At 53.0% G+C, this 26,278-nt stretch carries 22 protein-coding genes and 1 pseudogene; 12 read left to right on the top strand and 11 right to left on the bottom strand.

The window, feature by feature from the left end; all coding sequences use genetic code 11:
- Positions 1 to 61: 61 nt before the first annotated feature.
- From CVV30_10935 to CVV30_10920, 4 genes are all read left to right on the top strand, one after another.
- Positions 62 to 2,146, top strand: a complete 2,085-nt coding sequence (locus tag CVV30_10935) for a DNA topoisomerase IV subunit B (GenBank protein ID PKL68418.1) — start codon at positions 62 to 64, stop codon at positions 2,144 to 2,146.
- The gene (locus CVV30_10930) at positions 2,136 to 4,658 is read left to right on the top strand and encodes a DNA gyrase subunit A (protein ID PKL68417.1); all 2,523 of its coding nucleotides are present in this window, start codon (positions 2,136 to 2,138) and stop codon (positions 4,656 to 4,658) included. The genes CVV30_10935 and CVV30_10930 overlap by 11 nt, the downstream gene beginning before the upstream one ends.
- Positions 4,659 to 4,853: 195 nt before the next feature.
- Positions 4,854 to 5,270, top strand: a complete 417-nt coding sequence (locus CVV30_10925) for a secondary thiamine-phosphate synthase enzyme (protein PKL68416.1) — start codon at positions 4,854 to 4,856, stop codon at positions 5,268 to 5,270.
- A 55-nt stretch (positions 5,271 to 5,325) separates the two neighbouring features.
- A complete protein-coding gene (locus CVV30_10920; GenBank protein PKL68415.1) occupies positions 5,326 to 6,132 on the top strand; it encodes an epoxyqueuosine reductase in 807 nt (268 codons plus the stop codon).
- A 36-nt stretch (positions 6,133 to 6,168) separates the two neighbouring features.
- Here CVV30_10920 and CVV30_10915 read toward each other — a convergent pair whose 3' ends face one another.
- The gene (locus tag CVV30_10915; protein ID PKL68414.1) at positions 6,169 to 7,245 is read right to left on the bottom strand and encodes a hypothetical protein; all 1,077 of its coding nucleotides are present in this window, start codon (positions 7,243 to 7,245) and stop codon (positions 6,169 to 6,171) included.
- 121 nt (positions 7,246 to 7,366) lie between these two features.
- On the opposite strand from CVV30_10915, the gene CVV30_10910 reads away from it, so the two are divergent.
- The 4 genes from CVV30_10910 (at position 7,367) to CVV30_10895 (ending at position 10,802) form a co-directional block, all read left to right on the top strand.
- Positions 7,367 to 8,614 carry a hypothetical protein gene (locus tag CVV30_10910; protein ID PKL68413.1) on the top strand — a complete coding sequence of 416 codons (1,248 nt, stop codon included), beginning with the start codon at positions 7,367 to 7,369 and terminating at the stop codon, positions 8,612 to 8,614.
- 173 nt (positions 8,615 to 8,787) lie between these two features.
- On the top strand, positions 8,788 to 9,522 hold the full coding sequence (locus CVV30_10905) for a hypothetical protein (GenBank protein ID PKL68412.1): 735 nt from the start codon (positions 8,788 to 8,790) through the stop codon (positions 9,520 to 9,522).
- A 79-nt stretch (positions 9,523 to 9,601) separates the two neighbouring features.
- On the top strand, positions 9,602 to 10,144 hold the full coding sequence (locus tag CVV30_10900; GenBank protein PKL68411.1) for a hypothetical protein: 543 nt from the start codon (positions 9,602 to 9,604) through the stop codon (positions 10,142 to 10,144).
- Between the two features lie 82 nt (positions 10,145 to 10,226).
- Positions 10,227 to 10,802 carry a hypothetical protein gene (locus tag CVV30_10895; GenBank protein PKL68410.1) on the top strand — a complete coding sequence of 192 codons (576 nt, stop codon included), beginning with the start codon at positions 10,227 to 10,229 and terminating at the stop codon, positions 10,800 to 10,802.
- A 188-nt stretch (positions 10,803 to 10,990) separates the two neighbouring features.
- Here CVV30_10895 and CVV30_10890 read toward each other — a convergent pair whose 3' ends face one another.
- The 4 genes and pseudogenes from CVV30_10890 to CVV30_10875 all read right to left on the bottom strand — a co-directional run bounded on the left by CVV30_10890 (position 10,991) and on the right by CVV30_10875 (position 13,286).
- Complete coding sequence (locus tag CVV30_10890; protein ID PKL68409.1) at positions 10,991 to 11,587, bottom strand: hypothetical protein; 597 nt, start codon at positions 11,585 to 11,587, stop codon at positions 10,991 to 10,993.
- Positions 11,588 to 11,737: 150 nt separating this feature from the next.
- Positions 11,738 to 12,367, bottom strand: coding sequence for a DUF1211 domain-containing protein (locus CVV30_10885; protein PKL68408.1), 630 nt, complete (start codon positions 12,365 to 12,367; stop codon positions 11,738 to 11,740).
- Between the two features lie 296 nt (positions 12,368 to 12,663).
- A pseudogene (locus CVV30_10880) lies at positions 12,664 to 12,903 on the bottom strand (hypothetical protein).
- Between the two features lie 119 nt (positions 12,904 to 13,022).
- Positions 13,023 to 13,286 (bottom strand): hypothetical protein, encoded by a 264-nt coding sequence (locus CVV30_10875; GenBank protein ID PKL68407.1) that lies wholly within the window; start codon positions 13,284 to 13,286, stop codon positions 13,023 to 13,025.
- Between the two features lie 79 nt (positions 13,287 to 13,365).
- Between CVV30_10875 and CVV30_10870 the strand changes: the two genes are divergently transcribed.
- Positions 13,366 to 13,809, top strand: a complete 444-nt coding sequence (locus CVV30_10870) for a hypothetical protein (GenBank protein PKL68406.1) — start codon at positions 13,366 to 13,368, stop codon at positions 13,807 to 13,809.
- Positions 13,810 to 14,086: 277 nt separating this feature from the next.
- Here CVV30_10870 and CVV30_10865 read toward each other — a convergent pair whose 3' ends face one another.
- The 4 genes from CVV30_10865 to CVV30_10850 form a co-directional block, all read right to left on the bottom strand.
- Positions 14,087 to 16,252 (bottom strand): hypothetical protein, encoded by a 2,166-nt coding sequence (locus CVV30_10865; GenBank protein PKL68405.1) that lies wholly within the window; start codon positions 16,250 to 16,252, stop codon positions 14,087 to 14,089.
- A 371-nt stretch (positions 16,253 to 16,623) separates the two neighbouring features.
- Positions 16,624 to 17,283 carry an NAD(P)/FAD-dependent oxidoreductase gene (locus CVV30_10860; GenBank protein PKL68404.1) on the bottom strand — a complete coding sequence of 220 codons (660 nt, stop codon included), beginning with the start codon at positions 17,281 to 17,283 and terminating at the stop codon, positions 16,624 to 16,626.
- 945 nt (positions 17,284 to 18,228) lie between these two features.
- The gene (locus CVV30_10855) at positions 18,229 to 18,423 is read right to left on the bottom strand and encodes a hypothetical protein (protein ID PKL68403.1); all 195 of its coding nucleotides are present in this window, start codon (positions 18,421 to 18,423) and stop codon (positions 18,229 to 18,231) included.
- A gap of 309 nt (positions 18,424 to 18,732) precedes the next feature.
- Positions 18,733 to 20,979 carry a Hef nuclease gene (locus CVV30_10850; protein ID PKL68402.1) on the bottom strand — a complete coding sequence of 749 codons (2,247 nt, stop codon included), beginning with the start codon at positions 20,977 to 20,979 and terminating at the stop codon, positions 18,733 to 18,735.
- Positions 20,980 to 21,493: 514 nt separating this feature from the next.
- Between CVV30_10850 and CVV30_10845 the strand changes: the two genes are divergently transcribed.
- A complete protein-coding gene (locus CVV30_10845; GenBank protein ID PKL68401.1) occupies positions 21,494 to 21,712 on the top strand; it encodes a hypothetical protein in 219 nt (72 codons plus the stop codon).
- Between the two features lie 164 nt (positions 21,713 to 21,876).
- Here CVV30_10845 and glyS read toward each other — a convergent pair whose 3' ends face one another.
- Positions 21,877 to 23,598: a glycine--tRNA ligase gene (gene glyS / locus CVV30_10840; protein PKL68400.1), complete on the bottom strand. Its 1,722-nt coding sequence runs from the start codon at positions 23,596 to 23,598 to the stop codon at positions 21,877 to 21,879.
- 328 nt (positions 23,599 to 23,926) lie between these two features.
- Between glyS and CVV30_10835 the strand changes: the two genes are divergently transcribed.
- Together CVV30_10835 and CVV30_10830 are read left to right on the top strand one after the other, a co-directional pair.
- Positions 23,927 to 24,535 (top strand): response regulator receiver protein, encoded by a 609-nt coding sequence (locus CVV30_10835; GenBank protein PKL68399.1) that lies wholly within the window; start codon positions 23,927 to 23,929, stop codon positions 24,533 to 24,535.
- A 109-nt stretch (positions 24,536 to 24,644) separates the two neighbouring features.
- Complete coding sequence (locus CVV30_10830; GenBank protein ID PKL68398.1) at positions 24,645 to 25,307, top strand: metal-dependent hydrolase; 663 nt, start codon at positions 24,645 to 24,647, stop codon at positions 25,305 to 25,307.
- Between the two features lie 251 nt (positions 25,308 to 25,558).
- On the opposite strand, the gene CVV30_10825 is transcribed toward CVV30_10830, so the two are convergent.
- Positions 25,559 to 26,215, bottom strand: a complete 657-nt coding sequence (locus CVV30_10825) for a DUF1211 domain-containing protein (GenBank protein ID PKL68397.1) — start codon at positions 26,213 to 26,215, stop codon at positions 25,559 to 25,561.
- Positions 26,216 to 26,278: the final 63 nt, after the last annotated feature.

Genomic DNA, 26,278 nt, shown 5'->3' with positions numbered 1-26,278 from the left:
AGCCAATATTTATTGTGAATTTTCAACACTATTTTTTTCATTTTTTTAACGGAGGTTTTACTTGACAGACACGTACGACGCATCCCATATCACGGTGCTTGAAGGGCTCACACCAGTCCGCGAACGCCCGGCTATGTACATCGGCAGTACCGATACCCGGGGTCTTCACCACCTTGTCTACGAAGTTGTGGACAATTCCATCGACGAAGCACTTGCCGGACACTGCAGCCGGATCTCGGTAATCATCAATAAAGACGGTTCCCTCCAGGTGGAGGACAACGGCCGGGGTATCCCGGTCGACCGGATGGAGAAGACTGGCAAGAGCGCTCTTGAAGTAGTGCTGACCGTTCTTCATGCAGGAGGCAAGTTCGACAAGGAGAGCTACCAGGTCTCCGGAGGTCTCCATGGCGTCGGCGTCTCGGTAGTCAACGCACTTTCCAACTGGCTCTCCGCCCATGTCTACCGAGACGGCAATGTCTACGAGATGCGTTTTGCCAAAGGCATCATGACCTCCCCGCTCTCTACGCGGGAAGAGTCCCTCAATGAGCTGCTTGCCCGGTACCAGCAGTGGTATGGGGAACCAGCCCCCTTCTCCCGGACAGCAGTACCGGTAAATACCCATGCAAGCGGCCAGCAGGATCTCTCGGTTGCACCGGAGATCGATCCGGTCGAATCCGAGCGCGAGAGCCGCCTCAACTTCCTTGCGCAGTTCGGTGCAAAGATGAACGGCACCCGTATCCACTTTGTTCCCGATGCCACCATCTTTGAGACCACTACATTCGATTATGATGTGCTCGCCCACCGTATGCGGGAACTCGCATTCCTCAATGCGGGCCTCAGCATCACCATCACGGACGAGCGGTCCGGCGATGCCGCCACCTACTGTTATGCAGGCGGGCTTGTCGAGTTTGTCAAATACTTAAACGACGGGCTGGAGTGCCTCCACCCGTCTCCGATCGATATCTCGAAAAAGGACCTGGAGAACAAACTCGAGATCGAAGTCGCCATGCAGTACACGACCTCGTACGACGAGAAGATATACTCATTCGTCAACTCGGTCAATACCAAGGATGGTGGAACGCATCTCGAAGGTTTCCGCAGCGCCATCACCCGGACGATCAACACGGTGGCAAAGAGAAACGGCCTGATCAAGGAGAACTCAACCATCACCCTCCGGGGCGAAGATGTCCGTGAAGGGCTAACCTCGGTTGTCTCCATCAAGATGGCAAACCCCCAGTTCGAGGGGCAGACCAAGATGCGGCTCGGAAACAGCAGCGTCAAGGGCACGGTCGACTCGCTGGTCTATGCAGCACTGAGCGAATATTTCGACGAAAACCCCAATGTGCTCAAGATCATCATCGAAAAAGCCCTCTCGGCAGCCAAGGCCCGCGAAGCCGCAAGAAATGCCCGCGACCTTGCCCGGCGCAAGAGTTCTTTAGAGAGTTCCGGACTTCCCGGAAAACTCGCCGACTGCTCGGAACGCGACCCGGCCAAGAGCGAGGTCTATATTGTGGAAGGTGACTCTGCAGGCGGTTCAGCCAAGCAGGGACGGGACCGCAAGTTCCAGGCCATCTTACCCCTCAGGGGAAAGATCCTCAACGTGGAAAAAGCCGGCGAGCACCAGATCCTGAAGAACGCAGAAATCCAGACGCTCATCTCCGCAATCGGTACGGGGATTGGCGAGAAGTTCGACCAGGAACGGGCCCGTTACCACCATATCGTGATCATGACCGATGCCGATGTTGACGGCGCACACATCCGTACCCTCCTCTTAACCTTCTTCTACCGGTACATGCTCAAACTGGTCGAAGCCGGGTATATCTATATCGCCCAGCCCCCCCTGTTCCGGATCTCGAAAGGAAAGGAAGAGAAATGGGTACAGACTGAAGAAGAGATGCAGATCGTATCGGCCGCCATGGGCGACAAAGGCGTCTCTGTCCAGCGGTACAAGGGTCTTGGTGAGATGAACGCCCAGCAGCTCTGGGATACCACCATGGACCCGGAGTACCGGGTCTTCAAGCAGGTAACCATTGAGGATGCATTAGAGGCAGACGAGATGTTCAGGACCCTGATGGGAAAGGACGTGGAGATCAGGAAAAATTTCATCATCCGCCATGCAAAGGAGGTGACCAACCTTGACATCTGAAGTCCCCCCCGCAAGCGGCCCGGAAACCCACCGCACCGAACCTATCAGTATCGCACACGAGATGAAGACATCGTACATCAATTACGCAATGAGTGTCATCATCGGGCGTGCAATCCCCGATGTCCGCGATGGTCTCAAACCCGTTCACCGCCGCTCGCTCTTTGCGATGTGGGAGATGGGCAACACCAGCGACAAACCCACCAAGAAGAGTGCGAGGGTGGTCGGTGAAGTGATGGGTAAGTTCCATCCGCACGGCGATGCATCTATCTACGACACGATTGTCAAGATGGCACAGCCCTTCTCGTACCGCAACATGCTGGTACAGGGGCAGGGTAACTTCGGATCGGTTGATGGTGATTCTGCTGCAGCCAGCAGGTACACCGAGGTCAGGCTCTTCCCGTATGCAGAAGCGCTCTTAGAGGATCTCGACAAAGATACCGTCAGGTTCATCCCGAACTACGATGAGTCATTGAAAGAGCCGACCGTCCTCCCCTCAAAGATTCCCAACCTGCTGGTCAACGGCACGGATGGTATTGCCGTCGGTATGGCAACCAAGATGCCCCCGCACAACCTGCGGGAGGTCTGCGCAGCGGTCAACCTCTACCTCGACAACCCGGAAATCCCGGTTGAAGAGATCATGAAGGTCATGCCCGGCCCCGACTTTCCGACGGGCGGGGTCATGATGGGCACCGAAGGGGTAAAAAACATCTACACCACCGGGCAGGGTCGCGTGGTCGTCAGAGGGGTAGCCACCATCGAAGAGAGTGAAGGGGGCAACCGGGGCGACCGTATCATCGTATCCGAACTCCCGTACCAGGTCAACAAAGCCCAGTGGATCACCAACATTGCCGAGATGGTCAAAGAGAAACGGATCGACGGCCTTTCCGATATCCGCGACGAGTCGGACAAAGACGGCATCCGGGTTGTCTTCGAGCTCCGCAAGGGCACGATCTCAGCGGTCATCTTAAACCAGCTCTACAAGCTGACCGCACTCGAATCCAGTTTCTCGGCGATCAATCTTGCGATTGTCGAAAACCAGCCAAAGGTACTCAACCTCCACGGCCTTCTAAAGAACTTCGTCCACCACCGTATCGAAGTGATCAGGCGCAGGTCGGAGTTTGACTTAAAGAAAGCGCAGGATAAAGTCCATATCTTAATCGGTCTCCTTATCGCCCTTTCCAAGATCGACTTGATCATCAAAGCCATCCGGGCATCCGATTCGGTTGACAATGCCAGACTGGCCCTGATCACCCAGTTCGGGCTCGATGAACTGCAGGCAAATGCAATCCTCCAGATGCAGCTCCGCCGCCTCGCAGCACTCGAGCAGCAGAAGATCAATGATGAGAAGAAAGGACTTGAAGCCGAGATTTTACGGCTCGAGACCATTCTCTCGAATGAAGCCAACATCAAAGACGAGATCCGTCGCGAGACCAGTGAGATTGCGGCCAAATTCGGCGATGCCCGGAGAACCGAGATCGCGATAGATACGAGCGATCTCTCCAACGAGGACCTGATCGAGGACAAGACGGTCTTAATCTCGCTCACTACCGCCAACTACATCAAGCGGATGGACATCGATACCTACCGCAAGCAGCGGCGGGGCGGTCACGGGATCACCGGCATGACCACCAAGGATGATGACGGGGTGGACCGGGTCTTTGCGGCAGAGATGAAAGATTACCTGCTCTGCTTTACCAACATCGGCCGGGTCTACTGGCTCAAAGTCTACCAGATCCCCGAAAGCTCACGGATTGCAAAAGGCAAACCGATCGTCAATCTCCTGAACTTAAAAGACGAGATCGTGACCAAGGTCATCCCGATCCGGGTCTTCAGGGAAGACCGGTTCATGCTGTTTGCCACCCGGTACGGACAGGTCATCAAGATCCCCCAGACAGAATTCTCCAACCCGCGTTCAGTCGGGACCAATGCCATCCGGCTCAAGGAGAACGACCAGTTAGTCGATGTCATTGCAACTGACGGTTCTAAGGAGATCGTCTTGTCTACCCGCTTCGGCTACAGTCTCCGGTTCCATGAAGAGACCGTCCGCACCGTGATGCGCAATGCATCCGGGGTCCGGGGTATGAAACTCCGGGGCGAGGATACCATAGTTGCCCTCACGTTAGTCGAGAAGGACCACCTCCTCACCATATCCGATGTAGGGTTCGGGAAGAGGACGGAGTTTGATGACTTCCGCGGGCATGGCCGGGGCACGATGGGTGTCAAGAACATGCAGCTCGAACGCAATGCCATTGTGATTGAGTCGCGTGCTGTCCTGGATACCGATGAGATCATTGTCATGACCGCAGAAGGGGTCGTCATCCGTATGCCGGTCAGCGAGATACGGATCATCGGGCGCGGAACCAAAGGTGTCCGGACCATACGCCTGGATGACAAAGACCGGGTCGTGGGTGTCGCCATTGTCCAGCCCGAAGTTGACAATGGTGAGAACAATTCAGAAGTGACGGCAGAACCGTCTGCTCCTGAAACAAACGGATCAGAAAAATCCGAATAATCTCTTTTTTTTCGTATCAGTTTTTCGTGATCTTTTTGGTGCAGCCGGTTGCTGGCATGCAGTGAACGGTCTGCATACTTGTTTGAGCACCGGTGGTTTGGCGAGTGGGCACCTGCCAGAGGAACACGCGGATCTCCTTTGGACAAGGGGAATAATTTTGTCCGATGAGAAAAGAGGATCTGTTGGGATGTATCCATGTTTACCAGAACCCTGCACGTAACAACACACCGTGAAGGCGATGTGATCGATCTATCGGACCAGGTGAAAAAAATCGTGACGGAGAGCGGGATCAGCACGGGGCTGGTCCATCTCTTTGTGCAGCACTCGACAGCGGCACTGACCACGATCGAGTTCGAACCCGGGGTACTGCAGGATCTCAAACGAGCCCTGTCCGTTCTTGCTCCGGATAATGCAGACTATGCCCATAATACCCGCTGGGGTGACGGCAACGGCCGCTCGCATGTAAAGGCAGCACTGGTGGGACCATCACTGACGATTCCTATTGAGAACGGTAACCTGTTATGCGGCACCTGGCAACAGATCGTGCTGCTGGAACTGGATGTCAATGCCGGGCGGGAGAGAACAGTCATCTGCACCGTTACCGGAGAATAACGCAGATTTCATCCGGCACAAGTTATTATCCCCGCCCGCCACGCACAGTAAAATAATGAGCAATATAATCAGGGAGCAGGTCTGCGGCAAATGTGCTGAACTGGATATCCCAGTCGTGGGATTTGCTTCTGCCCAGCGCTGGGATACACTACCCTTCGAACCCTGGGTTCCCCGCGAGTTCCGGCCCCAGGCAATCTGGCCGGAAGTAAAGACCGTGATTGTCATCGGCATCCCGGTCAGCCTTCCCATTGTCGAGACGGCTCCTTCCATCTGGTACCATGAACTGTACCATACAGTCAATACGCTGCTGGACACCAGTGCGTTCCGTATTGCTGCATCCTTAAACGCACAGGGTATTCCCTCGGTCAGCCTCCCCCGGGACGGGTACGGATCGATCGGGATACTGAAGGAAAAACCGGTTGTCTTCTTTTCCCACCGCCATGCAGCCTACCTCGCCGGCCTGGGAACATTCGGGATCAATAATGTGCTGCTGACCCCGCAGTTCGGTCCCCGGGTCCGGTTCACCTCCGTCTTCACGACCGCAGAGATCACTCCTGATCCCATCATGGAAGAATCACTCTGCACACAATGCATGCGGTGTGTCCATGCCTGCCCGGTCAACGCGATCCCGGGGCCGGAATACCCGGAGGGAATTACTGACAAGATTACGTGTGCCACCCGATCCGAAGCCCTGCACAAACGCTCCATTTCTCCCTGCGGAATCTGCCTCAAAGTCTGTCCGGTGGGAGAGGATCGTATACCGTTCCACCGCGAGGATATGGGCATATATGATGAGGATAAAACCGGGTTCGACAACTATCACGCAGCATGGAAACATGTTCGGTCCTACGGAAGCAGATGATTACGAAACAGGGATATTGATTTTAAAAAAGAGTTTTTACATATCGCAGCAGTAACACGTGGTGTCCTTGAGCAACTTGGAGTTCTTGATCCACGAGCAGGTTCCGGTCCTGTCCCAGCGGTTGATGACCGTGGTTTTATCGATCTTGCCAAGCTCGGCCATGCGGTGGAGATCTGCTACAACCTTCCAGACATAATTCACCGGACCATAGCTCTTCGTTCCATTCCCTACAGGGTAAATCGTCGGGTCATCGACATTCTCAAAATCTACCGGTTTTCTCGGCACGCTTCCGATAAACGCAGGCAGGCTCGCGTCAATGAAAATATAATCTTTTTTACCGTTGGAAAATAACTTTAAAGAGGAATCGGGGACCTGTTCAAGGACTCGTATACCGGTGGTCTCGTACCCCTCATCTTCAAAAACCATCAGGGAGACATCATAGCCTTCACGGGCGAGCAGGTTAACCAGGAGCAGGCTTTTTTCATCTGAATCGCCCGATTTGTCATAAATAACCTCGACAGGGTACTTGCGATAGGGAGATGGGTTTTCCACCAAAGGTATCTGCTGGACAAAAGCTACGATGAGCTCCAGGTACTCATCGTCCGACAGATATCCCCCATCACGGTAGCGCGCATTCCGCAGCTCCTTTAAAACATCATCATAGACCTCATTCATTGCCGGGTCAGACTCAAACGAGTTGATGTAGGCTTTGATCTCCTCAGGATTCATGGAGTTGGCCGGCAAGCCGATCTTCATCTGTTTTGCGCCATAGTATACCGACATATTGATGGGTACCTTAAGGTTATACTCGTGTGAACCGCCATATTCCGAAGCATAATTAAAAGTGAAAATCCGGTGCCCGACCCGGCTGGTATCGCCGACCGGGACAATGAACCGGGGATCGTGCGTTGAGGTAGCAACGGAGGCATCTTTCTGATTTGTTGTTGCTACCGGTAGTGGTGTATCGTCGGCAACGGGCAGTTGCGTAGTTGTTGTGACCACCGGCGCCACGACACCCGGTGTTCCGGGAGGATTGATAATCACCTGTATACACCCCCCGAGGAAGAGGAGAACGCAAAGAAGAACAACAGCAGATAAACCGGCTCTTTTCATAGGATCTGTTGATATTTTCCCTTCCCATATTTCATTCTTGGCATTTTTCCACGGCATTTCAATTAAAAAACGAAATGCTCAAAAAGGCAGGTGCCAATCTCAAAAGGTAAGGTTTTTAAAAATGAGGAAAATGCTAATTCTCTGTCTCGTGTTCCTGGCAGCACTTCTGGTCACCCCGGCCAGTGCGGCGGATCACAGTATCCAGTGGCAGAACCATTGTTCGTATCCCGTCTGGGTTGCAATCCAAGGTGGCGAACAATACAAAGTTATTGGTGTACCTCCCGGACCAGACCCTGTAGGAAAAGACAAGGTCTATGGCGGGTGCAGTTGCATGTTTGACGGGACCGGAACAACAGCTATTGGCTGCAACCCGACAACCAAGTGCGATGGACTTGCCTGTGCAGGTCCAAAGGGCGAGGGTAATTTTTTCAAATGCGATCAGGGAACACCTCTTGTTGACGGAGGAGGATTCAAACTTGATGCAAAAACCGGAACGCATACCTCCACAGTAGTCAGGAACTGGCAGGGAGCATTCTGGGGACGCACGGGCTGCACGGGCAGTGATGATGATCTGGACTGCGGCTGGCAAACCTGCCGAGTATATACCGATGGCAAGGGCAAGACCCAGTGCGCAGGACAGGGTGTCACCCCCCCGGCAACGAAAGGGGAGATCAATTTTGACGAGAATGGGCATGACACATACGATGTGAGTATTGTCGATGGCTTCAATGTCCCCATGCTCATCGAACTCGTACCGGGAACCGGCCAGAAGATTCCCCTGGATGCAAACCATGCGAAATTTGACTGCGGGCAGGCCGGGACAAAGACTGACCTGATCCCATTGTTTAACTCAACCGGCCTGAGCTATTCCCGGCTTGCCAAGATTTCTGATGGCACGATGAAGGCGATATGGAGTGCCTGTTCCGCGGCCTCGCCACCAAACCCCCTCGATCCCCGGTGGAAAGAATACTGCTGTAAACCACCCTATGGATCAGCACAGGATTACAGTATTAACGGAAATACCAAGTGCGATCCTACGACATGGCCCAAGGATATGCAGACTGCCCAGTTCTTCCACGAGTATCTGATCGGATCGTACAGCTATGCCTATGATGACGATGCCTCGACCTTCCAGTGCAAGAATGCAGACGAAAATACCCTGACTTCCTACATGGTGACGTTCTGCGGGGATAATGAACCTGACCGCATCAACCTGCCGGGACGCACCGACCATATGCACATATCCGAAATCCAGCCCACTCCAACACCCGTTGTGACACCAGTACCCACGTCAACCCCGTTACCCGCCCAGACTCCGGTACCGGCAGGGCGCTATAATCCCGCCTCCTCGGGCGAACCGAACTTCTAACTTTTTTTATAGATTCCCTTCAGATGAAAACTATTTTTCCCGCGTGCCGGGGGTCATCGGGAGAGGAAAAACCCATCTCCTGACCATACGTGCGGTTTTGAACCGTCACTCTACTTCCCCGCTGTGGCGAACCAGATCATAAACGGACCCCCCTGCACGAAACCCCGAAAACTATGCAAAGTGCCGGCTCAAAGACTAAAACACAGATGGCCGATCAAACCCGAATATGTCCTGACAACATTCTGCCGCACCGGCAGCAAAACGCCCGGGAAGATCCGGCACCATTCACCTGTATTCCTCTCGGCCCGGACACGGTCGAAGCAGCGGCCCGTCTCTACACGGAAGTCTTTGTCCGGGACGAACCCACGACCCGCTGGCACAGGATTATTGAGAAGGACTTCCTGCCATTTGCCCGTACCTATGTGCAATTCTGTGAGACTGAGGGACTGAGTTTCATTGCACGCGACGAGAAGAGCGGTGACGTGATCGGGTTTATCTTCTGTCACGATCTCACGATGGAACTCAGTGCACTCGGGCCGGAGATGCAGGGGTATCTCTCCCGGTTTGATGCAACCATACAGCTCATCAGTGCACTGGAAGAAAAATTCCTGGACGTTGAATCCATTGCACCCGGCATGGCCCTGCATGTCTACCAGCTGGGCACCCGGCGCGAATTCAGGAACCGTTCGGTCTCAACTGCCCTCATCCGCCACGTGGTTGCTTTCGCCCGGGACCGGGGGTTCCGGACGGTCGTTGCCGATTGCACCGGACCCCGGTCCTGCCGATCATTTTCGCAGTGCGGATTTACCCGGGCAGGTTCGATCCCGTATGCATCGTTCCTCATGGGGGAAAGTGCCGTCTTTGAAGGGCTTGAGGGTGAGATCTGCCTGATGGTAAAGGATCTCTGAATCTTTTTTCCCCTTCAAAACTCCCGGAACGAGTGGCTCCTGATGATAATTTAAATATGAGGAAATACCCATTTCACGTATGAGAAAATTCGTCGTATTACTGGCATTTTTAGTGATTGCAGCCATTATGATTACCGGTTGCACAAGCACCCAGCCCGCAGCACAACCCACTCCTGCTACGCTGCCCCCGACAATGGTTGTAACTACCCCGGCAACACCCGCAGTACCTGCCGATCTGGCAGGGGACTGGATTGTCACCCGGATGGGAGTCCAGGACGGTACCGCAGTGACCACGCCTATTACACAGATCTCCCTGACATTCATGCCAGACGGGACCCTGACAGGATATGATGGCTGCAACAACTACTATGCATCGTACGCCTTCACCGGCCAGACAACACCGAAAGGGCTGGGGATAAGCATCAGCAACGTATCCTCCAGTAAAAAGTACTGCTCAACGCTTGCAAACCAGGAAACCATGTACCTGAATATCCTGGGAAACATCATGGCCTACAATGTGGATGGCGTACAGCTCTCGATGACCGCTTCAACCGGGGATGTCCTGATTTACCAGCGACCGGTTTCGCTCGTGACTCCGGAGCAGTTCCCCCAACCAGCATAACAACACCTCTTTTTTCCTTATCGGTTCATCAGGTTTTTAACCGGGTGAATCCAAGCATTATCACGCGAATAAAGGTACCACCATGGATCCCGTTCACTTCCCACTCCTGAGGATCATCGAAGAAGAGCTGATCGATTACCGGATCCGTTCCCGGTTTTACCACCCAAAGTATGTAAAAAATCTGGGACTTTCCGGCTCGGAGCGGGTACTCGAGTTCGGGAGCGGCGGGGGATGCCTGTCCCGTGCTCTCGCCAGCATGCTCACCCCGGATGGTGCCCTGACCTGTGTGGAAATTTCATCGTACTGGATGGAAAAAGCCCGGCAAAGGCTGAAGGATTTTCCCAACATCGAATACCTGCAGGGCGATATCACGCGGATGCCGGTTCCCGAAAACCATTTCGACACCGTCATCATCCACTTTGTCCTCCACGATATCGCGCCCACGGAGAGGATAGATATCGTCAGTGCGCTCGCAAAATGCCTGCGGCCGGAAGGCACGCTCATCATCCGCGAACCGGCAAACCCCTGGCATGGGATGCCCCTATCCGAGATCCGGACCCTGATGCGGGATGCCGGGCTCCGGGAGATCCGCACCGGCTGTTCCCGGTCGTGGCGACGGACATGGACCTGTGACGGGACATTCAAGAAAAGCTGGTAAATCCAAAAAAACAGAAGTGCGGTAAGATTTTTTTAATATTCTATTGTTAACGGGAAAAAAACAAAAACAGGATAATTTTCAAGAGAGGTTTGCGGGATTAAAACCACAGAGTTGACCGCACACTTTTCGTTTTTATTATTCCTGAGTCTGCCAAAAAAAGGTATGGGGGATGAGATGAGTCCCTTTTTTTATTCGGTCTTTTTGATATCCGAAGCCAGCTTCAATGCCCTCTGTTTATGGACATAATCCGGATACCACATGGTAAAGACGATCGCAATTACCATAAAGACCCATTTCAGGTTGTCCCAGAACATAAGACCCGGATCAGGTCGGAACATCAGGAAGGCATCTATCGCAAAGCTGAGCGTGAATGCAATTCCCCATACCGCGGTGATGATATAATTTACCCGCATGAATGGTGCACTTTTGGCACGCTCGGGTTCCACACCTTCCCTTGAATACTGGAGGGTGAAGGGGAAATGGAACAGCATCGTTGCCCAGCAGATGACCGTAAGCAGCAGCATCGAGAGTACCGAGATGTAGTTCGCAAGCCAGTATTGTTTTAATCCGATAATAAGGAGGAAAAACACGACAAAGAACACGATAGTGACAACGGAGAGGATGTAGCCCCGTCGCAGTTGCTGGTAACTCGTCAGAAGGGTAAGCACAATACCGATGATAAAGGCAAGGGTCAGACTCGTCAGCGGATTACCGAGGGGAGCATCAGCAATAAGGCTGAACGCAATCCATGGCACAAATGCGGTAATAAGTGTGATAACGTTCATTGTGGAAGGAAACAAGGATTTGCGGGTGAATAATTCTTTTGTTTCATACGCAGGTTCACCATTCTGCCGGAGTCACCGGTGCATACCGTTCCCAGAGGGCCCCACAGGAATTCCTGAGGATCCGGGCCCGGAGTTCTCCCGTCCCTCCCGTCACCCGGAAATGTACTCCACACCATAAAAGACGAAAGGAAGCGTCATATATATTGCTGTACTCCAGGTGTTTCCCGCCAGTGCGAACAGGATGCCTACAAATGAAACCGCGGGGACAACGAGGTTCCGGAAACGAATTTTCCGGATGTAGGCCGGTGTCAGCGTGGATTCTGTCAACCGGTTGCCATCCGTGGCGTACCACCACTGGAGGGACATGCCCATACCGATAAGGAGGAGATTCAACTCAAAGACCATTGCACCAACCGTGACACCGGAAAAAGCACCGGAAAAGGATGATGAAAAGGGGAGGCTGGCAACGAACATGAGCGTCACGAGGTTAATCCAGATGAATCTCTTGTCGAGAGTCCTTACGGAATGGAATTGCATGTGTTGGCTGAGCCAGAACGCCCCGAGGATAAGAAACGCCATAGCATAGTGCACGAAACCGGAATAGAGGTTGAGGAGAACCTGAAGCGCATAGGCATTTGAGGATACCAGTGTCGCCTTATCCGGCACGCTCAGGCCGATGACAAGGAGCGTCATCGCAAACGCAAAGATACCATCCGATAACGCTTCCAACCTGCCTTTCAGGAGATGGGATCCGTTACTTCCGTTAATTTCTCCCGTCATAATCTTCCTGTTCCGTACTGGGAAGAGAATGGATTTATGTGCTTGGGTTTTTATCTCAGGAAGTGGGGGTAATTTTATCCTGCACAGGAGAGATCATGGCCCGGGGAATGCGGGACGAGGCATTCCACCCGCTGCAAAAAAACGGTCTTTTTCGTGAATACCGGATTTAAACAAAGACGTTACTTTTTCTGTTCCGGAACATTCGCATCTTCGGAAGGCTGGCGGAGCTCATCTTTGAAGTACTCAGCCCAGGCCTGCTGCCCCTCTTTGATAATGAGACTGGTCTGGAGGTGGGTCCAGAGTGCATAGATTACCAGGATATACGCAAGGGTCCGGATCACGATGAGCGGGAGGGTAAGCGCTACCTTAAACCCGAGCAGGGTTGCGGCATGCGAGATGCCAAAAAGGCCGAACGCGGCACCGATATACAAGGGAAGGGGTTCGGGATTTCTCCGGTAGCAGAGCAGACCGAGCAGTACGATGATGATGCACAATACTAGGTTGACAAAGAGGATCGGATCCCATTCAAATGCCATAAGCCATACTCATAACGATGTATGGTCCGCCCGTATATCGGTTTTACGATAATGACCCGGTACACGTTAAGACGATGGCAAATGAATCTGAAAAAAGAAAGACAATAGAAGAGATTTTTTTAATCCAGCGGGATTGTTTCGAGCTGGGACACCAGTTCCCAGATACGGGTCCTGGCGTGGATCGGCATGTTGGGATCATTGGAGATTTCATCAACTTTTGAAATGGCTTCGGCTGCGCGCAGGCCCATCGCCTTGGTATTGTTCATTAGCAGCGTCCGGGTCTCGTCAGCTACGCGCCGGATATTTCTGGGGATCGAGCTGTCCTCCTGTATGTGCTGCAACATCAGGATACAGTTTTCCATAGTTTTTTCAGGGTTTGGCATGGGAACACCTACCTGTGTACCTGTAGTTAATATGTGGGACCGGCATATATAGGTTAAATATCAAATCGACGGTGACTGTATGCCAGTGCGCAAAGAAGATGAAATTATGGCTGAATACCTCCTCAAAGGGGGTAAAATGCTCGAAAAGACCTGCAAAACCTGCGGCTGCCCGCTCTTTGAAGTGAAGGGAAAGACACTCTGTGTCGTCTGTGCGGAGAACGCACCTGCCGAAAAGTCCGCAATGATTTCCGATGCAAAGGTTTCCGCTGAACAGGCCGGAGCGCACCATGCGCACCATGCCCATCACCACGAACAGGGCGAAACCTGTGGCTGTGGAGGGGATCACGACGAGGATTCCTGCACCTGCAATGAGGAGGGAGGATTGCTGACCGATGAACTGGCAATGACAGTCCTTTCCCTCTGCGAGCGCATCCAGAACGAGAAGGACCCCGAGAATGTGCTTCTCCTGATGAACGCGGTAAAAGCCGGCACGGAATCGTTAGAGATTCTTTGCAGGCTGTAAATTTTCTCCACTCTTTTTGGACATTTTAGATTTTCAACATCCCCAAGCGTCCTGGGGAACACGCTCATGCAGGGATCTGATGCAGCATTGCTGATACCCGCATCGTGAATCACCTCAATGCTGCAATACGAGGCTCTCCGTGTCAACTCTACTATCAACACCGGTGGTGATTTGCATCAGGAGCAGGGAATCGGGTCCCTTCTCCACTACAGGGATTATTCCTGAAAGATCCCTGTGCCGGAGTTTGTAAAAAAATCTGGATCTCTGCCGGTTCACATCACGGTGCCGGTGTGAATTTATAGGTACCTTTCGGCACCGTGATCTCGAACCGTGCACCTGAACCCGGTGTGCCGGTCTCTCTTATGGTGATATCAGTCAGTGCAAGGATCTCCCGGGAAAGGTAAAGACCAAGACCGGTGTGTTTGCCAAAACCCCGGGTAAACAACTGCGTTTTATCCCCGGCAGAAATGCCCGTCCCGTCATCTTCGACCGTAAGGATCAGGACCCCGTTGTCCTCCCGGTTCATCAGCCGGATGGAAGTCATCTGCTCTCCCCCGTACCGGAGGGCATTATCGACAAGATTGTAGAATACTTTTTCGAGCAGTGGATCAGCAAAAATCTCCAGATGCGGATCTCCGGCATCAATCCGGATATTCCGCACCGGAAGCCGGGGGATCACTCTCGTGATAAGCGTGCTTACATTCTGCCATACGGGATCTTTGACCCCCAGGTCCTCATAATCTTTGGTGAAACTGATCTGGTGGGCAATGGCTTCTGCGATCATCTCCTCCTTTGCAAAAATTTTCTTCAGTTCATCCGGATCATTAACCGACTCTTCGCTGAGATAGATGTAGGAATTCAATGCCATCAGCTGATTTTTGATATCGTGGCGAGTGATACCGGAGAGCAGGTTGAGTTTTTTATTGGTGATGCGAAGAGCGGCTTCTGCCCGTTTGCGTTCGGTGATGTCCCTGATGATCCCGACAATAAACTCCTCGCCGGCGGTATTGGAGTAAAGGGTCTTTTTGGTAATGATCGTGCGGGTGATTCCCAGCGAATCAGTGACATCCTCCTCATTTTCATTCTCACTATGGGTCAGGAAGACCTCCTCGTCTTTCTCCCAGAAAATATCCGCCTCTTCTTTTTTGAAAAAATCGTAATCGGTTTTTCCCAGCAATTCCTCGCGGGTATGCCCGAAAAACTGGCAGAAACTGTTGTTGAGTTTGACGAACCGGTGCCTGCGATCCTTGATGAAAAGGGGATCGGCAAGAGTATTGATTACCGTATCCAGGTACGCATTCGATTCCTGCAATGCACGCTGGATCTTTTTCTGGTCCGTAACATCCCGCACAGACTCGATCGCACCGGTAATCTCTCCATTCTGGTCAATCAGCGGGGTTGCACTTATCCAGAGCGAGAAGTGAGTGCCATCCACACGGGTAATATCCTTCTCGGTCTTGACCGTATTCCCTTCGAAATGGACATTCTTATACGCAGTTTTAATTCCTTCAATATCCTGTCGCAGGACATAATCGAGGATGATAGAACCCGTGTCCCCGGAAATCCATGCCGTATACGAATGTCCTCCCTTGCCGATCATATCCAATGCCGGAATCCCGCTCATCTGCTCCATGGCGCGGTTCCATGCAACAACAATGCCCGCCTTGTTGATTACAACCGTCGGGTCCGGAAGGAAATCAATGATCTCTGCAAGACGCCGGTTGGTTTCGCGGTGAACTTCTTCTATCCGACTGCGTTCCGTGACATCTCTCCCAATCACCTGGATTCCCGCAACCGATCCATCCTTAATGATCGGTGCTCCAAAAAATTCCAGGAACGAATATTCCCCATTTTTTTTCTGGAACGGGACCGTAATCTCAACCGAAGATCTATCTCCGGTAATATCCGAGACGGATGCCAGTAACTGGCTGAGATTATCGGGGGGGATAAAATCCAGGGGTTGTTTCCCGATCATTTCAGCAGGTTCCCAGCCCAGGATTCTCTTAACCGAGGGGGATACATACGTCGCGGTTCCGGTTGTATCCGTGAGAATAATAATATCGGAACTCCGCTCAGCTACGCCCTGGAACTGCATCGCACTCTCCTGCAGGCGGATGGTCAGTAACGAGACAACGGCAGCAATCAGGACAAACAGTATGACCCGCCCCCCTGCGGATAACAGTTCCCCGGAAATGACGGGATTGATGATGAATACCATACTGCAATAGATTGCCGAAATGATAACCGAGAAGAGTATCCCCCGGCGGGGAAAGAAGTAGGATGTGAGAATAATCGGGATGTAAAACAGGTGCGGGAGAACATTGGTTATTCCCATCATGAGCCCGTAACCGTTCAGGATCAGGACGGTGATGGAAATGGCGGCAATAATTACTACAAGTATATGCGGCCTTTTTTGCAGGTCAGACAGGAAGGAACGATTCATGCAGGCAGACTCCGCCGGTTATGTATAAGGAGACTATTCATGAGGGGGAGTAAATAATACTTCTCGTGGTTACGGCCCCAAAACCCGCCGAAGGGATAAAACTTTTTTCAACCGGATGGAGCAATTGCCTGTCGCTGAGCGGTGAGCCCGATGGTGGGGTGCGATGTGTGCGACGCGGCCGGTGATTGAGCAACGGGTCATGAGATCGTTATCGACAGGGGCACGGGTGAATGATTATCCAGGTGGTGTTACCACGGATAAACGATGTTATGATCTCATCGGGGACTGTTTGCCCGTACCGGGATCATTGTTCACCACCCTGTCACGGTTAAAAAAAAAGGTCAGGTGACCGGGACATCCCGCAGGACGTCTCACTGCACGGCTTTTGCAAACGTGTCGAAACCGACCCGGTCGATCGTATCACCCAGGCGCTCGCGGAACTTGCCATTCGCCTGGTGGAATGCGATCGCCTTCCTTGCCAGTATTAATGCCTGGTCTTCAGTCAGGCCTTCTGCTACTACCCGGCCCACTTTCGGCTTGCCTCCACCTTTGCCGCCAGCGATTACTGTATACCCGGTATCGGTGCCGAAAAACCCGATATCTTTCATCCACGAATCGCTGCAGCAGTTGGGACATCCCGAGACGCCCATCTTGAACTTGGCCGGCGCGGACTTGCCATAGAACTCTTTGTCAAGGGCAAACCCGAGAGCGGGGCTGTCCTGCCGGGCTTTCTTGCAGGCCCGCGTGCCGGGGCAGATCTTAATGCTGCGTATGGTCTGGCCGATGGCCTTTGACTGATCGGTAAACTCAGCCCAGGCCTTGTCCAGGTCATCTTCCTTTATGCCGATGATGGCTATGCGCTGGGAACCGGTGAGCTTGACGAATTTCGCGTTATATTTCTCTGCCACGTCCGCGATCTTCCTCAGCTGGGCCGGGTCGGCAAAGCCGCCGGGGATGTGAGGGGAGATGGAGAATGTCTCAAGGTCTCTCTGGATGATGGCTCCTTTTTCAGCGATGTTTGTCTTTGTCATGATAACACACGCGTTTTTAATTGAAGTTCTATGCATGATTCACTACAGACACATTAACGGTTTGCATAGGTAACGACCCGGGCAAGTTCAAAGGATTCAATTTCCTGTGATCACTGTGCTCAAAAATTTCCGGAAAGCGTACCCAATCCAAAAGCGGGGGGGATAGGTACCCCCTCTCAAATTTCAGAGGGGGGGAGGGGGTGGTACCCTGTCCCGGGCAAGAGGGGGGGTAGGGCAGGCAGGGGACCCCCCCTCATTTTTTGAGAGGGGGAGGGGGTCCCCCCCACTCGTACGGAAGAGAGGGGGTATCCCACCCTCATGACCCCCCCTCACAAAAACCTCTCTCCGGCGTGACTCCACGCGAAGCAATAGCCCGGTACAAGCACCCGGAGGGGGGGGAGGTACCCTGTCTTGCGCGAGACAAGGGGGGAGGGGGTCCCCCCCTCGCTTTTTGGAGAGGGGGTGGGTATACCCCCCCTCATTTTTTGGACAGGGGGGTAGGGTACCCCCTCTCGAACTTTTGAGTGGGGGGTACCCCCCTTCCCGGCGCGGACCGGTAACCGGGTTTTCAGACGGGACTCCACGGGAAGCGGGGGCCATGCGGATGCCGGAAATGGGGGGGTACCCCCTCTTGTCCAAGACAGGGGGGGAGGGGGTCCCCCTCCCGGTTTTTGGAGAGGGGGGTGGGTATCCCCCCCTCGTACTTTTGAGAGGGGGGTACCCCTCTTAGATTGGAGGGGGGGTGTCCTGCTGTGAACCGGATATGATCTAATATAATCATAAGAATGGTTGAAATGGTGGAATACTAAGGAGGGCTCCCCGCTTCAGGGCCGCTTCAGGGCACGGCGGGGCAGGGAGATTTTATTCTTAGTCGTTGAAACCGCCGCGGGGGCGGAGGGGTTCATCATAATTAAGAGAAAATTTTGATTATCAAATAAAAAATTTTCAATTAAAAAATTTGTAAAAATATTTTTCCTTGCATGAAAGTAATTTCAAAACCATTATGATAAACATTATGACATTCATAAAAAGGATAGATTGTTTTCCCCATGTATGAGAATGAGTATAACCATCAAAAATACAGTATGATATAATAATAAAAATATCAGCAATAATCAGGAGGATGATGAAAGGATGCATGGCACATCCTTTCGGACTCAGTATTCATGAGAATACAGAACCTAAAGTTGAACGCTTACGTTTCTGTTTTCCATTAAATAAACTTTGCCACTTGACGATGAGACTATCAGTACGTAAACGTGAGGAAGTTTTGCTAATAGATGTATTGACTTCACTAGAGGAAGGAATGAGTTCAGCAATCAGATTAGTAGCTGGAGCAATTGTTCTGGCACTTCTATTGGTTGTGCTGAGTGCAGTCCTATCAATTCCACATTGAAAATTTCTTTTTTTTTAGAAAATATCATTCCTCTTGGTTTGAAAGAAAAATCCCTACCCGTACACCCTCCGGCACAAATCAAAAATCTTCTGAGCCGTCTTCTCCCCAATCCCCTTCACCGCTGCCAGCTCTTCAACAGAAGCATTCACAATCCCCTGGATAGACCCGAAGTGAGCTAACAATAACCGGGAATTCCGGAGACCAATCTCCGGAAACGCCGAGATGATATACTCCTGCTCCTCCTTCTGTGAGTGATGGGACTTGTGCGGGTGCACCTTGCGCTCGCCCCGCTCCCCGTCCTCGCGCTTCGAGAGCACAAAGAGCATCTGGGCGGTGTCCTGCTCGTCGCGGGTGAAGAGGATTGAGACACCCATATCCACCGTCAGGGCCGCAAGCACGCCCTTGATCGCGTTCGGGTGCATGTCCCGCTGGGCATAGAGGTCCCCGCCTTCGATGATCATCACCGGGCGGGTCACCGATTCCGCCATCGCCTTTACCTGCCCGAGCAGGTCGCGGTTGATCAGCGTATCGACGAAGTCCCTCGCGGTCTTGCGCTCGACGAGGATGCGGTCGCCAATCGCGTAATCGCCGTGGGGGAGGCGCTCGATCCGGATCACGGCGCCCATGTTCGAGAGGACTTCAACCACTTTTGAGGAAGTCTCGCGGTCATCGATGATGATCTTGGGTCCCTGCGGGGTGAATTCATCGAGGGTCTCCTGTTCGACAACGAGGGGCTGCTGCGGTGCGGCGGATGAGGTATAGCCGCCCATCGTCCGCATGCTCTTGTGCATCTGTTTCTCTTTCGATGCACTGACATGGCGGAAGACCTCGTCCGAGGTTCCCTTCGTGACCATGACCACGATCTTTCCTGCCCCGGACCTTCCCGTCCGGCCCCGGCGCTGGATGGACCGGATCTCGGAGGGAACCGCCTCGTAGAAGATCACCATGTCGGTCGCCGGGACGTCTAGGCCTTCCTCGCCAACCGATGTTGCGATCAGCACCTTGAACTCACCTTCGCGGAACCGGGTCAGGGCCGCGATCTGCTTCTTCTGCGAGAGCCCTTTCTCGGCGTCCTTCGTTGCCTGCCCCACGAAGCGTTCGCAGGAGATGCCGTGACTGGTGAAGTGATCCACGAGAAGTTGCACGGTGTCGCGGTACGTGGCAAAGACAATGATCCGGCTGTCGGGGTGGGAGACCAGCTGGTCCTGCACGAGTTTCAGGGCGATATCGGGTTTCGGGTGCAGTTCTCTTGTCCACCCGAGCGTGCGTTCGAAGAGTTCCTGAAAGATCGGGTCTTTTACTAAGCGCTGGCTCGCCTTGCTTCCCCCGGACCCGGTGCCTTCAGCGACAAGCTTTGCAAGGTACCCTTTGAGCACCTCACTGCCCTGCGATTCGGCAAGGGTGATCGCGTGCCGGAGTTTCATCAGTTCCGCATAGAGCGATGCTCCCGAGTAGGCGGCCGGGTCCTGGTTCTGGATCCGCTGCTGGATCTGGGCATTGATCCCGTTGAGCTCCTTCATCGAGAGCTTGTCGCGCTTGGGCACGGTGAAGTTCAGCGAGGTGAGCAGGGCGAGCCGGTCCCCGATAAGCGCATCGAGGGCGTGGATCGCTGCCTTGAGATCGGTGGGGAGGTCAACGGAGACGTACTCCAGCTCGCGCTCGAACACGTACGGGCGGACATCCGGGTCGGTCTCGGTCCGGTTCTCGATATGGGCAATGCCGAGATTCGAGCAGACATCCTGCACCTTCTCCTGCACGCCGCCGGGCGATGCCGTCATCGCGAGGAGCAGCGGTTTGTCCGCGGTGCCCATGTAGCGCTGGGCTAAAAAGACATACGCGTAATTGCCCACGGCCCGGTGGCATTCGTCCACGATCAGCAAAGAGACATCCGCAAGCGTGTAGCGGCCGGCAAGAAGATCGTTTTTCACCACCTGCGGGGTGGCAAGGATCACGGTGGCCCGGTTCCAGTCCTCGGTGCGCTCGGATGGGGGGGCTTCCCCGGTGAACATAACAAACGGGGATGCGGAACTGCCTTCCTGCGGTTTTGCCAGCAGGTATTTTTCAAAATAACGGAGGTGCTGCTCCACGAGCGGCTTGGTGGGGGCAAGCATCAGGATCCTGCCCCCCTCGTTATAGAGCCGGGATGCGGCAACAAGGAGTGCAACAGCCGTCTTGCCAAGGCCGGTGGGCAGGATGACCATGGTATTGGCATCCAGTGCCTTCATCGCAATCGAGAGCTGGTACTCCCGTTTCTCGATGCTGTCCGGCCTGACCAGGGGGTGGCTGATGTATTCGCTCATTTGGTTGGTGAGAGGTTAGGTTGCAGGGGGTAATAAGGGGATGGGGGAGAGTGTGAAAGTTCGTCTCTGGCTCGACTGTTTTCTGTAAAAGATATTATGAGGCTCCGCCCCAAACCCCGAACGAGCACCCCCGCCTCAGGGCCCCTCACGGGCCACGGCGGGACGGATTACCGTTTTATAAAAAATGAAAAACGTTCCTGAGGCCGCCGCGGGGCGCCCTTCGGGGCGGCGGCACACACTCATTCGCGGGGGTATGGGGGCATCAGCCCCCATTATTAATATAGAGAATTTTTACAGAGCAATTTTTTTTTTAAAACTAAAAGCAAAAGCCAGTTGACGTTGTTTTTGCATTCATCTCATAAGGAGCGCCATGAATAGCGTCTTGTATCAAGAACGCAGATGCATGATTCTCGTCCTTGCTCCTGATGGCTGCCCGGAATAAAAAAACCATTGTTTATCTGTTAATATTTTGTAATTATAATTGGTCTTCGAGTTTTTCTTGAGGTTGGAACAAATGACATCATCACAATCCGATAAATCACCGCTTACCTGGCTCGTACTGTTTATGATCTGTTTGTCGCTTGCGGGAACTGTTGTTGCAGGAGCACACTACTTTGCAGTGGATCTGCCTGCACAGGAAGAAGAAGAAGAACTGGCACCGGAAAATGATGCTCCACCTGTACATATAGATCAATCTATGAATCATGACCTCCCCAGTATCTTCATATTTTAACCTGATACACCCCCCATTTTTTTTCCAAGTTATACTCTCATTATAGAATTTTTAAGACGTGGATGACGCTGACGTATAATCCGGTTCTCCACACCAGAAACACGCTTGCACGATTCGTGCATTTTCACAGTCAACAGGGAATTATTTTAAAAAAAGTGAACCGGTTATTCCAGTTCTGCAAACTTCAGGCTGCCTTCCACAAGGGCGCAGACCGTGGCGGGGACCTTGTCGATCGCAATCCGGACCTGCTTCATGCTGTCCCGGTCGCGGAGGGTAACGGTCTGGTTCTCTTTCGTGTCGTAATCGACCGTGATCGCAAACGGCGTTCCGATCTCATCCTGCCGCCGGTAGCGCCGGCCGATTGCCCCGCTGTCATCGTACTCGGCAAGGATGCCGGCCTTGTGGAGTGAGCGGGTGATCATGTCGGCAATCTCCTCGAGGCCGTCCCGGGTCATGAGCGGGAAGACGGCGACCTGGATGGGGGCCACGTTGGGGGAGAAGCGCATCACCGTGCGGGCTTCCCCGTCGGCAGTGTCCTCATCATAGGCTCCTTCGAGCACCGCGTAACACATGCGGTCGATACCATACGAGGGTTCGATCACGTGCGGAACGATATCCTCGCCGCGGATGTCGACAATCTCGTCGCGGACCTCGAACAGGTCAGCGGGAATATGGATCTTCTCGCCATCGACTTCCACATCGGCGCCATCGGCGGTCGGGGTGGCAACCGCCAGCGCCTCGAAGATCGCCTTGGCTTTCGTGCGGTACTGCTTTCCCAGCACGCTCATGTTCGGGATGATCCGCCGGCGGGGGACCTTCTTTGGCTCCTCGTACTGGATGAAGACCGTCATCGGCGTGCCGCTCTCTTTGGCATGGGCGTTCAGGTCATAGTCCGTGCGGTCGGCAAGACCCACGGTCTCGACCCAGCCGAACCGGTCGGACCGGATCTCGGCATCCCAGCAGTCGGTGGCATAATGGGCCCGCTCATCGGGCAGGTGTTGCCGGAAGCGGAGCCGGTCGGGCTTGATGCCGATGGTGACAAGGAGCTTGTGGGTGAGGGCCACGTAGTAGGCGAGATACTCATTGGCGATTACCCCTTTATCCACAGCCTCCCGCATAGACATCGAGACCGCATCCTCGCACTTCTCCTGCTGGGTGTAGGTGAGGAGCGGCATCGTATAGTCCGCGTATCGCTTGAACGACGGGTGATGGTTCTTCTCGTTCGGGTGGACAAAGATCTCGGCTTCTGCCTGGGTGAACTCGCGGAGCCGGATCATGCCCTGCCGGGGGGAGATCTCGTTACGGTAGGACTTACCGATCTGGACTGCACCAAACGGCAGCTTGTCCCGGTAGAACCGGAGGAGCCGGGAGAAATCCACAAACATACCCTGTGCGGTCTCAGGACGCAGGTAGCCGACCCGCTGGGACCCCGGACCGATCGTAGTCTGGAACATGAGGTTGAAGTTGAAGACCTCGACAGTGCCGAGCACTTCTTCGCAGGCCATGCATGTGCAGCTCGCAATTGCCGCTGCCAGCTCCTCGTTCTTCATGATGGACGGGTTCTTCACACCGCCGCCTTCTGCCACGTGATCTGCCCGGAGGAATTCCTTGCAGTGCGGGCACTGGCACATCTTATCGGAAAATCCCTTCACATGCCCGGAAGCGATAAAAACAGATTCCTGGGCAATCGTCGGGCACTCGATCTCGTAGTAGCCTTCCTGGATAACGTAAAAATCCCGCCAGATATTCTCGACCCGCCGCTTCATCATTGCGCCCAGCGGGCCATAATCGATGAACCCCGCCACTGCCCCGTAGCATTCGGACGTAGGCCAGATAAAACCGCGGCGTTTGGCAAGATCCATCACTTTTTCGAATACGTCGCTCATGGTGATCCCTGATCAATATCTCACTAGCATTGCACAACTGACGACAAAAAGACTCTCATTATTTACTCCCATTCCCGGGCAGGACCGGTCACTGCAGGAACGATGGTCCAAGCAGGCAATCAGCAGGCCTTACCCGGCTTTGCGGATTTATATGAAAAAAGCAAATAAAAAAATGCGCGCCAGTTTGGACGATTTGCACGCGAAATGGCACTTCCTATTATGCACATTTAAACACCAATTTAAAGGTCTTTTGGTCAAACAACCCATTAAGATAGGATTAAATAGTTCACGAAGTATTGTATATCCTAATCCCAATACGGGGTATGCAATGACCGAAGACAAACGCAAGGCACAGCTCTTAAAACTCTTCAGCTCCATGTCAGGCAAGACCAAGATCGTCGAGCCGATGAAAAATATCCATGGTACCTTGAGAGACAGCGACGCGATCGAACGCGAGGTCGCTCTCGTGATGAGAGAGATAACAGAACAGGGAATCTTCAAGACCTCATTAAAGCCGATCCAGCTCGCCAAGCTCGTCACGTTGTTCTATGCAGGAAAGAACGACACCGAGATTGCCAGGGAACTGGGTGACGAGAAGCTGTCAAAGACAGTGGCTCGGGCAAGGGTCCGGCTCAAGCTCTTCCGCGAACTTGACTTCAAGATGCCCTTTGATAAAGTGAAGATGGAAGAACTGATCACGTCCGGCAAGACCATGAAGGAGGTTTCGGAGGAACTGGGAGTCAGTCCCTCGACGCTCCGCGAATACCGCCATGTGATCGAAGAGCAGGAAGACCCGACGATTGATCCGTATATCGACCGCATCCGGGATGTCATGGAAGACCGCGATCTTTCCGAACAGATGACCCGGAGCGCAACTGCGGACAGTCTTGGCGACTCCATCGATATCACCGAAGCTGAACTGATTGATGTAACGTAAAGGAATCACCCCTTTACTCCCATCAGACCTTTTTTTTAGCCATGGTGCGCACGCTTTCCTGCCATATGCCAATGGCAAATTTCATCCGATAAGCAGCAGATCTGCATATATGCAACTTACCTGGCTCGGACATTCGTGCGTGCTGCTCACCGGCACAAAAAAAGTGCTCATCGATCCCTTTATTGAAGGCGGCAGCGTGCTGGGCACGAACCCGGATATTGTCGCTGTTACACATGGTCATGCGGATCATATGGGAGAGACCGTAGCCCTCAACCGGAAGACGGTTGCGATAACCGAGATCGCCAAGTACCTCAAAGCAAAAGGTCTGACGACAGAGAGCATGAATATCGGTGGAACAATGATGGTCGATGGGGTATCATTTACCATGACTGCCGCGGTGCATTCGAATGTAATTGAAGAGGCAGGACCGGGTTTTTCCGGCGGGGCTGCCGCGGGATTTGTCATCGGTATGGATGGCATGAAGATCTACCATGCAGGGGATACCGCACTCTTTTCGGATATGAAACTCATCGGGGAACTCTATCACCCGGACATCGCTCTGCTCCCGATCGGCGGGCGCTACACCATGGGAACAGCCGAAGCGATGATGGCGGCGAATTTTATCGGCGCAAAGACCGTCATCCCGATCCATTACAATACCTGGGAAAAAATCACTGCCGATACCCTGCAGTTCAAAACAGCAATTGAGCGGACAACTGACATTAAAGTTCAAATATTAACGCCGGGTGAGAGCCTGGACGTGAGTTCCTGATTTTATATTCTTTTTACTACCGGGGAAATTTCCGCTGATAATTTTATTAACTTTCAGAAAGAGTATTTGACCAGTCTTTTATCAGGGTTTGAATTACCATGTCAAACTGTCCGAAATGTGGATCCAAAAATACCGAGTGGACCGACTGCAAGACAGTTGAGAATAAGACGATTGTTGTCTGCATCTGCAATGACTGTAAGCATACGTGGGAGCAGAAACTTTAGTCCTGCCGGTAACAGAAATCCCAGTTTTTAATTAGTTTTTTCATTCGTTCCCTTACGGCTTTGTTTTCCCGCACTATATCTCGACACGGCGTACGACAGGAGAGGTGACAGGAGGTAGATCAGAGTACTGTCCCGTGAACCTGAAAGTGCGAGAATCACTCCCACAAACGATAAAAATGGGATTACAAGAGCCCGCAACAGTGATTCCTGTACTTTTAATTCGGGATATTTTGGCGAGATCAGCCGGTAGTTACCGGCTGCATAGTACCATTGCACAACCATCATCAGGCCAAGCATCATGAGATTGAGTTCAAAGACAATGGATGCAAGGGCATCCGGGTAATCCCCTACAAAACTGGTAGTGAACGGGACGAGCGTGACAAAAAAGAGGCCGATGATATTGAGCAGGAGAAAAGGACGGGTGATGAACCGGATCTGGCTGAACTGGAGATGGTGAGCGGTCCAGAATGCGGCAAGAACAAAAAACGCAATCACGTAGTGAATGAAATCCGGGATCAGCAGGGTCAAGGCTCCAGCCGCGGTAAGAGCGGACGAATCAGCGCCGCGGGGCAGGATCATGCTGGTGACGAGCAGGGTCATGGCAAACGCAAAGACCCCGTCGGTCAGGGCCTCGATCCGGTTCTTCCCCAGGTAATGAGAAGTATCTGCCTCTTGTTCGCTCATAGTTTGGTTTTCCTTATCAGCGCTTGAACTTCGGATGGTATAAACTGTGAGGATTGGGTATCA

This window comes from Methanomicrobiales archaeon HGW-Methanomicrobiales-1 (assembly GCA_002839675.1).
Lineage (GTDB): Archaea > Halobacteriota > Methanomicrobia > Methanomicrobiales > Methanospirillaceae > Methanoregula.
The sequence above is the reverse complement of the archived record's forward strand: the minus strand, read 5'-3'. Positions and strand labels throughout refer to the sequence as shown.